The 10,303-nt window shown below is 75.9% G+C and carries 5 protein-coding genes and 1 pseudogene; 5 read left to right on the top strand and 1 reads right to left on the bottom strand.

All coding sequences use genetic code 11. The features are described from left to right. The first annotated feature begins 39 nt into the window (after positions 1–39). Positions 40–3,681 carry a hydantoinase B/oxoprolinase family protein gene (locus HCN56_RS19540; RefSeq protein WP_167972967.1) on the top strand — a complete coding sequence of 1,214 codons (3,642 nt, stop codon included), beginning with the start codon at positions 40–42 and terminating at the stop codon, positions 3,679–3,681. Positions 3,682–3,758: 77 nt separating this feature from the next. Here HCN56_RS19540 and HCN56_RS19535 read toward each other — a convergent pair whose 3' ends face one another. After that, the gene (locus HCN56_RS19535; protein ID WP_167972965.1) at positions 3,759–4,214 is read right to left on the bottom strand and encodes a cyclic nucleotide-binding domain-containing protein; all 456 of its coding nucleotides are present in this window, start codon (positions 4,212–4,214) and stop codon (positions 3,759–3,761) included. 240 nt (positions 4,215–4,454) lie between these two features. Between HCN56_RS19535 and HCN56_RS19530 the strand changes: the two genes are divergently transcribed. From HCN56_RS19530 to HCN56_RS19515, 4 genes and pseudogenes are all read left to right on the top strand, one after another. Beyond that, a complete protein-coding gene (locus HCN56_RS19530) occupies positions 4,455–6,539 on the top strand; it encodes a SpoIIE family protein phosphatase (RefSeq protein ID WP_167972963.1) in 2,085 nt (694 codons plus the stop codon). A 195-nt stretch (positions 6,540–6,734) separates the two neighbouring features. Beyond that, positions 6,735–8,276: a hypothetical protein gene (locus tag HCN56_RS19525; RefSeq protein ID WP_167972961.1), complete on the top strand. Its 1,542-nt coding sequence runs from the start codon at positions 6,735–6,737 to the stop codon at positions 8,274–8,276. 80 nt (positions 8,277–8,356) lie between these two features. Next, entirely contained in the window at positions 8,357–9,220 is an 864-nt protein-coding gene (locus tag HCN56_RS19520; protein ID WP_167972959.1) for a hypothetical protein, read from the top strand. Positions 9,221–9,269: 49 nt separating this feature from the next. Beyond that, a pseudogene (locus HCN56_RS19515) lies at positions 9,270–10,303 on the top strand (hypothetical protein); the annotation flags it as partial.

Below are 10,303 nucleotides of genomic sequence, written 5' to 3'. Positions count from 1 at the left end.
GTGCGGTGCGGCGCCGCACCGTTTGGCACCATGGCGGCCATGACTGGGCGCTGGGAGTTCTGGATCGACCGGGGTGGCACCTTCACGGACGTCGTGGGCCGGCGCCCCGACGGGCGGTTGGAGACGGCCAAGCTGCTCTCCCACGCGCCCGACCGGTACCGGGACGCCGCCGTCGCCGGCATCCGCCGCATGCTCGGGGCGGGCCCCGACGAGCCGTTCCCGGCCGACCGGGTCGCCCTGGTCAAGATGGGCACCACGGTCGCGACCAACGCGCTGCTCGAACGGCGCGGCGAACCGACCGTCCTGGTGACCACCACCGGCTTCCGCGACGCGCTGCGCATCGCCTACCAGAACCGGCCCCGGCTCTTCGACCGGCACATCGTCCTCCCCGAGGCGCTGTACGACCGGGTGATCGAACTTCCCGAACGGGTCGCCGCGGACGGGCGGACCGTGCTGCCCCTCGACGAGGCCGCTGCCGAACGCGCGCTCCGCGAGGCCCACGCGGACGGATTCCGCAGCGCCGCGGTGGTCCTGGTCCACGGCTACCGCCACCCCGACCACGAGCAGCGGGTGGCGCGGATCGCCGAGGCCGTCGGCTTCACCCAGGTCTCCGCCTCCCACGAGGTCAGTCCGCTGATCAAGCTGGTGCCGCGCGGCGACACCACCGTCGTCGACGCCTACCTCTCACCCGTGCTCCGCCGCTACGTCGACCGGGTCGCCTCCGAACTGGACGGTGTGCGGCTGATGTTCATGCAGTCCAACGGAGGGCTGCGTCGCGCGGCCGCCTTCCGGGGGAAGGACGCGGTGCTCTCCGGCCCGGCGGGCGGCGTGGTCGGCATGGCGCGCAGCTGCGCGGAGGCCGGGTACGACCGCGTCATCGGCTTCGACATGGGCGGCACCTCCACCGACGTCTCCCACTACGCGGGCGAGCTGGAACGTGTGCTGGGCGCGCAGGTGGCCGGGGTCCGGATGCGGGCACCGATGATGGACATCCACACCGTCGCCGCCGGCGGCGGTTCCGTCCTGCACTTCGACGGCGCCCGCTACCGCGTGGGGCCCGACTCCGCGGGCGCCGACCCCGGCCCCGCCGCTTACCGGCGCGGCGGCCCGCTCACGGTCACCGACGCCAACGTCATGCTCGGCAAGGTGCAGCCGGACCACTTCCCGCACGTCTTCGGCCCCGACGGCGACCGGCCGCTGGACGCCGCCACCGTCCGCGAGCGGTTCGCGAAGCTGGCGGCGGAGATCGCCCGCGCGACCGGGGACTCCCGGGGCCCCGAGGAGGTGGCCGCCGGCTACCTGGAGATCGCCGTCCTCAACATGGCGAGCGCCGTGAAGAAGATCTCCGTCGAACGCGGCCACGACGTGACCCGGTACGCGCTGGCCGCCTTCGGCGGGGCGGGCGGTCAGCACGCCTGCGCGGTCGCGGACGCACTGGGCGTCGACACGGTCGTCGTCCCGCCGCTGGCCGGGGTGCTCTCCGCGTACGGCATCGGTGTCGCCGACGCCACCGCGCTGGGGGAGCGGTCGGTCGAGCGCCCGCTGGACGCCGCCACCACCCAGGAGGTGAACCGGGTCGCCGAGGAGCTCGCCGCGGCGGCGCGCGCCCAGCTCGCGGCGGACGGCGTGCCGGCCGACGGCGTCCGGGTGCACCACACCCTCCACCTCCGCTACTCCGGCACGGATGCCGCGATCCCCGTCCCGCTCGACACCCCCGAGGCGATGGCGGCCGCCTTCGCCCGCGCCCACCGCGCGCGGTACGGCTTCACCGCCGACCGGGAGCTCGTCGTCGCGACCGTCGCCACCGAGGCGGTCGGCCCGCCCGGCCCGCCGTCGCGGCCGGCGACCGCGGCCGGTGCGGGCGGCCCGGCCCCCCGGCCGGTTGCCCACGTCCCGCTGTACACCGGCGGCGCCTGGCGGGAGGCGCCGCTCCTGCGTCGGAGCGACCTGCGGGCCGGGGACACCGTGGAGGGGCCGGCGATCCTCGCCGAGGAAGACGCCACCACCGTGGTCGACCCGGGCTGGCGCGCCGGCGCGGGCGACCGCGGCCACCTGGTCCTGGAACGCGTCGCGCCGCGCCCCCACGCCGCCGCCGTGGGCACCGGTGTGGACCCGGTGCGGCTGGAGGTCTTCAACAACCTCTTCATGGCCATCGCGGAACAGATGGGCCTGGCGCTGGAGAACACCGCCCACTCGGTCAACATCAAGGAGCGCCTGGACTTCTCCTGCGCGCTCTTCGACGCGGAGGGCAACCTGATCGCCAACGCCCCGCACATCCCGGTCCACCTGGGGTCGATGGGCGAGTCGATCAAGGAGGTGCTGCGGCGCAACGCCGGGACGATGCGCCCGGGCGACGTCTACGCCGTCAACGACCCGTACCACGGCGGCACCCACCTGCCCGACGTCACCGTCGTCACCCCCGTCTTCGCCGGCGACCCGGGCGCACCGGACGGCGGCGGCCCCGGCGCGGTGCCGGAGCTGCTCTTCCTCGTCGCCTCCCGCGGCCACCACGCCGAGATCGGCGGCATCACCCCCGGCTCCATGCCGGCGTTCAGCCGCACCGTCGACGAGGAGGGCGTGCTGCTGGACAACTGGCTGCTGGTCCGCGACGGCCGGCTGCGGGAGGCGGCGACCCGCGCGCTGCTGGCGGCCGGACCGTACCCCTCGCGCGACCCCGACGCCAACCTCGCCGACCTGCGGGCCCAGATCGCCGCCAACGAGAAAGGCATCACCGAACTGCGCCGGATGACGGAGCAGTTCGGCCTCGACGTCGTCCAGGCGTACATGGGCCACATCCGCGCCAATGCCGAGGAGTCCGTCCGCGCCATCGTGCCCGGTCTGCGCGACGGGTCCGTGCGGTACGAGACCGACGGGGGAGCCGTCATCGCCGTCTCCGTCACCGTGGACCGCGACCGCCGCAGCGCGGTGATCGACTTCACCGGCACCTCGGAACAGCAGCCGGGCAACACCAACGCGCCGAGCTCGGTGGTCATGGCCGCGGTCCTCTACGTCTTCCGCACCCTCGTCGGCGACGACATCCCGCTCAACAGCGGCTGCCTCGCCCCGCTGGAGATCCGCATCCCCGAGGGCAGCATGCTCGCCCCGCGCCACCCGGCCGCCACGGTCGCCGGCAACGTGGAGACCTCGCAGGCGGTCACCGGCGCCCTGTACGCGGCGCTGGGGGTCCAGGCCGAGGGCTCGGGGACGATGAACAACGTCACCTTCGGCAACGCGGGTTTCCAGTACTACGAGACCGTGGCCAGCGGTTCGGGCGCCGGCGACGGCTTCGCCGGAACCGCCGCCGTCCAGACGCACATGACCAACTCCCGGCTGACCGACCCCGAGGTCCTGGAGTGGCGGTACCCGGTGCGCGTGGAGGAGTTCTCGGTGCGCACCGGCAGCGGCGGCGGCGGGCGCTGGACGGGCGGCGACGGCGTGGTCCGCCGGCTGCGGTTCCTGGAGCCCGTCACCGTGACCCTCCTCAGCGGCCACCGGCGGGTCCCGCCGTACGGCATGGCCGGCGGCGCCCCGGGGGCCCTCGGCGAGAACGCGGTGATCCGGGGCGACGGGGCCACCGAGCCGCTCGCCGGCTCGGACACCGCCGAGCTCGCCGCCGGGGAGCAGCTGCTGCTGCACACCCCCGGCGGCGGCGGATACGGCGACCCGGACACCGACGCCTGACGCCGACCGCCCCGACGCCTGACGACCGCCCGACGCCGCGCCCCGGCAGCTGCCGGGACGGAGCGTCGGGCGGCGGCTCACCAGCCGGCGGCGTACGGCGCGTAGCGGTCCAGCAACCGGGAGCGGGCGCTGTGCACCCGGTGCGCCAGGATCTCCGCCACCACGCGCAGCAGCGCGTAGCCGAAGGCGGGGTCCTCGTCGCACATCCGCTGGACCCGGCGCCCGTCGAACTCCACGGTGCGGACCGGGCTCAACGCCTCCGCCCCGAAGTCCCAGGCGTAGGGCGGGAACAGCCAGGACCAGCCCAGCATGTCCCCCATGCGCAGCGTCGCCACCTCCATGGGGCGCGGTCCCTCGCCCAGCCGCAGGTCCAGCGTCACCGATCCGGAACGGATCACCCAGAACCGGTCGGCGCTCTCCCGTTCCTCGAAGATCCGGGTGCCCTGCGGGAACGCGGTCTCCCGCCCCACGGACAGCAGCCGCTCCCGCTGATCCGGCGCCAACGCCTTCAGCAGGTGCTTCTCCACACTCATGCAGCGACCTCCTCGCACTCGCCGGGGCGGGGCACGCCCGCCCCGGGTCGGACGTCCGGCGCCCGTCACCATTGACCCCCATTCACCCGGATGCCGCATCCCCAGCCGCCCCGGTGACCCCGCGAGCGCCGTCCCGCCCCGGGCGTACGCGCCCCGGGGGACCCGGCGCGCGCCTCGCGCGCGGCTGTCGTTGAATGGCTCCCGTCAGCGGTGGGTGCGGCGCGGCGAGAGGCGGACGGCGTGGCCGGGGACGGCGAGCAGCGGCGGGGTGGTCCCGCCGGGGACGGTACGGACGGCGGGCCTGTCCCACCGCCGGGCGGCGACGCGGCCGCCTATTTCGCGACCGACGACGGGGGAGTGGTGCGGCAGTGGAGCGGCGAGGCCGCCGCGCTGCTGGGCCGGACTGCGGCGTCGGTCCTCGGCACGCGGGCGGCGCTCCTCGCGGACCCCGCCCACCGCGACCGGGCGCAGCGCTGGTTCGGGAGCGCCGCGACCGCCGCCGGGGCGGGGGCCGTGGTACTCCCGGCAGTACGCGGCGACGGGCGCACCGTCCTGCTCTCGCTGAGCGGCCGGCTGCTGACCGGCGAGGCCGACGGCGTCCTCGTGCTGGTGCGCGCGGCGGACGCCGGCCGCGACGCGGACGCCGAGCCCGCGCTCGCCGCCGGACTGGTCGACCAGTCCCCGGTGGGGCTCGGCATGGTCGGCCCCGACCTCCACTGGCTGCGCGCCAACCCCGCGCTGGCCCGCATCAACGGCACCACCGGCCGCGACCTCCTCGGCCGGGCGATCGGCGAGGCAGGGCAGGGCGTGGACACCCCCGAGGTCGCCGCCACCATGCGCCGCGTCCTCGCCGACGGCGAGGCCGTCTCGGACCGGCAGATCACCGGCACCACCCCGGCGGACCCCGACGCCGAACACGTCTGGTCGGCCTCCTTCCACCGCGTGCGGGACGCCGCCGGCCGCACGCTCGGTGCGGCCACCTCCGTCGTCGACGTCACCGCCCGCCACCGGGCGGGTGCCGAGGTCGCCGCCGCCCGGGAGCAACTGGCGATGATCGCCGAGGCGGGCCGCCGGATCGGCACCACGCTCGACCTGCAGCACACCGCCCAGGAACTGGCCGACGTCATCGTGCCCCGGCTGGCGGACCTCGCCGCGGTGGACGTGCTGGACTCCGTCTTCAGCGGCGAGGTCGTCCCGCCCGTCGCGGAGGACGGCTCCGCCCGGTTCCGCGCCCTCGCCGTCGCCTCCCGCAGCGACCACAGCGGCGCCGAACGCGCCGCCGACCGCGTCGGCGGCCTGGTCTCCTACGGGCCGCACCGGCCCATCACCCAGTGCGTCGCCGAGGCACGGCCTGTCCTGATGCCGGAGGTGGGACCGCGCACGCTGCGCCGCATCGCGCGCGACGAGCGCGCCGCCGCCGTCCTGGCCGCCTCCGGCGTCCACTCCTACCTGGCCGTCCCGCTCGTCGCCCGCGGCGACATCCTGGGCACGCTCAGCCTCTGCCGGACCGCCGCCACGCCCCGGCCGTTCGACGAACGCGACCTCGAACTCGCGGTGGACCTGGCGGGCCGCGCCGCCATCTGCGTCGACAACGCCCGGCTCTACAGCCGCGAGCACAACGCCGCCCTCGCCCTGCAACGCGGCCTCCTGCCGCGGATACCCGACCACCCCCTCGCCCTGGACCTCGCCTTCCGCTACCTGCCGGCCGTCCGCGAGGTCGGCGGCGACTGGTTCGACGTCCTCCCGCTGCGCGGCGGACGGATCGGCCTCATGGTCGGCGACGTGATGGGCAAGGGCGTCCAGGCGGCCGCCATCATGGGCCAGTTGCGCTCCACCACCCGCGCGCTGGCACGGCTGGACCTGCCGCCGGCCGAGCTGCTGGACCACCTCGACGCCACCGCCGAGTTCCTCGGCGACTCCATCGCCACCTGCGTCTACGCGGTCTACGACCCGGCCGGCGGCCACTGCGAGATCGCCGTCGCCGGGCACCCGCCGCCGGTGCTGGTCAGCCCCGCGGGCCGGGCGCGGTTCCTCGACGCCCCGGTCGCCGCCCCGCTGGGGGTCGGCGCCGGCGGCTTCGCCGCGCTCCGCTGCGAACTGCCCGGCGACGCCACCCTCGCCCTCTTCACCGACGGCCTGGTCGAGAGCCGCCGGGCACCCATCGATACGGGTCTTGACCGCCTGCTGCGGCTGCTGGACGGCCGGCCGCGCCCGCTGGAGGAGACCTGCGACCGCGTGCTCGACGCCCTGGACGGTGCCGCCCAGGACGACATCGCCCTGCTGCTGGCCCGGCCGTTCCCCGCGCCGGCCGCGGCGCCCCGCTGACCAGCGGCGGGCGTCGCCGCGGCGGTCCGCGCGATGGTCGGGAGCGGCCCCCGCGGTGACGTAAGCTGCACCGGTGCCGCGCTCCGCTTCGGCGTGCCGCGATGCGGACCAACCACCCGTGGTGGGACGGAAGCCGCCAGGGCGACAGACCACCCGAACCAACCGTTGTCGGCGCGACCGCCTACGCTGTGCCCCGTGACGACGCATTCGGTCCCCGCCCCGCGGTCCGCGGGCGGCGCATCCCCCGCACTCCCCGCCGGCAGGCCCGCTCCCGGACCGGCCGCGGACGAGGGACTGGCCCGGCGGCTGCGCGCGCTGGCCTGCACCGCGCCGCTCCACGACCTCGACGTGCGCAAGGCCAACCTGGCGGGTGAGTACTCCGGTTACGCCATGGCCGAGGTCGCGCTCGCGGCGATCGACCTCGTCACCCTCGCCATGGACTTCGACACCGGCGCCGACCACGACGACGTCGTCGCCCGTCTCGTCCCCCGCGTCGCCGCGCAGGCCCCCGACCGCCCAGCGGCCGAACACCTCCGCGTCGCCCGCTGGGTGCTGGAGAATCTCATCAACGTCGGCAGCGTCGACCGCGGCTTCCGCGCCGTCTACGGCACCTTCGGCGCCGACGGCGCCTACGTCCGCCGCGACTACGACTTCAAGCTCGTCGAGGAGCTCCCGGACCCCGCCGGCGGGGTCTGCCTGCGCACCACCGACGAGGCGGTCAACGTCCTGGTCGGCGCCCTCGACACCGACGTCACCAGCGCGCAGATCGCGGCCGAGGTGAAGCTGGAGGTGCTCATCAGCCGCGGCCGGCTGGCCGACGCCCAGCTCGCCGCCGAGCAGGCCCGCTACCGCACCGTGCAGTACGCCGAGACGCTGCGCCGGACCCTGGAGGCGACGCGCCGCAACGTGCGCTCCGTCGACTGGCTGCGGACCGTCCCGGACATGATCGCCGAGGCGCTGGACCACATCGCCGACCGCTACCGCCACGAGAACGCGATCCTCACCAACATCCGCCGCGCGCGGGACGAGGCCGACCCGACCGGGCCCCGGGCCGCCGAGCACAAGCTCCGCGCCGCCGAACTGGTCGACATCGTCAAGGACTGCATCCGGCGCCACACCCAGCTGCAGTCGCGGCTGCTGGAGGCCGGCCCCCTGTTCCGCGCGGAACAGGACCGCCAGGAGTTCGCCCCGCCGACGGGCCGGGTCGGACTCGACCTCCACGGCCAGCTGCTGACGCCGCTCCTGCCGGAACCGCTGGAGCGCGCCGTCCGGGTGACCGACGCCTGGTTCGCCCACGGCATCGGCTTCCGGGCCCCGGGCGCGGTCCGCCTGGGCGACCTCACCGAACTCCTGCTGACCCCGGCCGCACCGCGCGAGCACCTCGGCGTCGAACTCCCCGAGCCCGACCTGGTGGCCACCCCCGACGACAGCCGCTTCAGCGAGGAGCAGCTCGCCGCGGCCAAGGCGCTGCTCGACCTGCCGCCCGACGCGCCGCAGCGACTCTCCGGGCTGCTGGCCCGCGCCCGGCGGGAGGACCCCGACCTGCCCTACCTGGTGGCGCTGCTCGCCGTGCACGCCGCCAGCCCACCGGTCGGCACCGCCCACCGCCAGGGCGACGAACGCCTGCTGTTCGCCGTCGACGACGGGGAGGAGCTGACCGACCCGGAGTTCGGCGGCGCGGACCTCGTCGTCGGGACCGCCCTGCTGGAGTACGCGGCCGGCGACCCCGGCAGCTGACACCCCGCGCCGCGGCCCCGGCCGCACCACCGACCCGGGCGACGACACCACCGCAACCACCTCCGAGGAGCGACCCGCACGTGACCGAACCAGGAGTCGAGACCGCGCCCGCCCCCGCGCCGGGCGGCGCCGTCACCCCCGCCGACGCCGCGGACGCCGCCCGGCTCGTCGCCTTCGGTCTCCAGCCGCGCCTCCAACCGGTCCGCGACGCCGAGTACGCCGCCGCCGTCCGCCGCTACCTGGAGGACCCGCCCTTCGCGCGGCTCACCGACGCCGTCGCCACCGGCCTCGGGCTCATCGTGCTGGAGGTCTCCACCCGCGCCGGGATGGCGGTCGCCGCGGACGAGGAGTCGGTCTTCGCCGTGCGGATGGGCGACTACGCCCGCCGCGCCGCCGGTGACACCACCGACCGCTTCCTCCACGGGCTGGCGCACCTCGCGGTCGCCGCCCTGGCCTTCCCCCGACCGGAGGACCTCGCCGACGACGGCTACCTCGGCCGAATCACCGTCAACGGCGTCGACGCGTTCGTCCGGCAGGCCTGCCGCCGCCTGGAGGAGCGGGCGGACGCGGCGGGGGAGAACACCGACCCGCAGACCGGGGCCCCCGGGCTGGAGGCCGCCTGGCGCGTCTACGCCCGCCGCAGCGCCACCGGCGCCACCAAGGACGCCCGCCGCCTCGCCGGCTCCACCACCGGCATCATCGCCAAGGCCGTCTCCTTCCTCGCCGACTCCGGTTTCCTCCAGCGCACCGGCGACGACGAGGGCGGCTCGTACCGCACCACCCCCCGCTACCAGCTCCAGGTCCGCGACATGGCCGGCCGCGCCGCCATGACCGAACTGCTCGAACTCGGCCTGGTACCCGTCTCCGACGGCCGCGCCTCCCTCGCCCCCGCCCCCGGGGAGGACCACCTCCCCGAAGGCGCCGGGCTGCCCTTCCACGGCTGACAGACCCGCCCGCCCCGCCGCCCCCTCCCACCTCCTGTGAGTGCCCGCCATGTACGAGCTGTCCCGGGTCCGCCTCTACTCCATCGGACCCGCCGGCGCCCGCTACGCCGACACCGTCCTCGACCTGCGCGGCGTCGGTGAGGAGGTGCCGGAACCGGCGCCCGTGCAGGCCGACTTCTTCGAGGAGCTGCCGAGCGGGCCGCCCCGGCGGCCCGCGCCCGCCGGGGTGCTCTTCCTGGAGAACGGCGGCGGCAAGTCCGTCCTGCTGAAGCTGATCTTCTCCGTGATGCTCCCCGGCCACCGCAACACCCTCGGCGGCGCCAGCTCCGGCGTGCTGCGGAAGTTCCTGCTCGCCGAGGACTGCGGCCACGTGGCGCTGGAGTGGCAGCACACCCTCACCGGTGAGTCGGTCGTCGTCGGCAAGGTCAGCGAGTGGCGCGGGCGCCAGGTCTCCAACGACCCGCGGAAGTTCGCCGAGGCCTGGTACTCCTTCCGCCCCGGCCCAGGCATGACCCTGGACTCGCTGCCGGTGGCCGAGACCACCGCGCTGCGCGCCGCGCCCGAGCACGAGGGCGCCTCCGGCGCCTCGGGGCGCCGCCGCACCATGAAGGGGTTCCGCGACGTCCTCACCGAGGCCGGCAAGGCGTACCCCAACCTCGACGTGGTCTGGGAGGAGGTCCACGAACGCTGGAAGGAGCACCTGGAGGCGCTCGGCCTCGACCCCGAACTCTTCCGCTACCAGCGCGAGATGAACGCCGACGAGGGCGAGGCCGCCGGTCTGTTCGCCGTCAAGAACGACGCGGACTTCACCGACCTGCTGCTCCGCGCCGTCACCGACACCCGCGACACCGACGGGCTCGCCGACCTGGTCCACGGCTTCTCGCACAAGCTCGGCCGCCGCGCCGAGCTCACCGCCGAACGCGACTTCACCGCCGGGTCGCTGGAACTGCTCCACCGCATCGCCGAGGCCGCCGACCTGCGCGGGCGCGCCCGCGCCGTCCACGCAGGCGCCGAGGCCCGCACCCGCGCCCTCGCCGGCCGGATGTCGGCGCGCGGCGCGGCCGAACGCGACCGCGCCCAGGC

This window comes from Streptomyces lonarensis, from assembly GCF_012033735.1.
Lineage (GTDB): Bacteria > Actinomycetota > Actinomycetes > Streptomycetales > Streptomycetaceae > Streptomyces > Streptomyces lonarensis.
The sequence above is the reverse complement of the archived record's forward strand: the minus strand, read 5'-3'. Positions and strand labels throughout refer to the sequence as shown.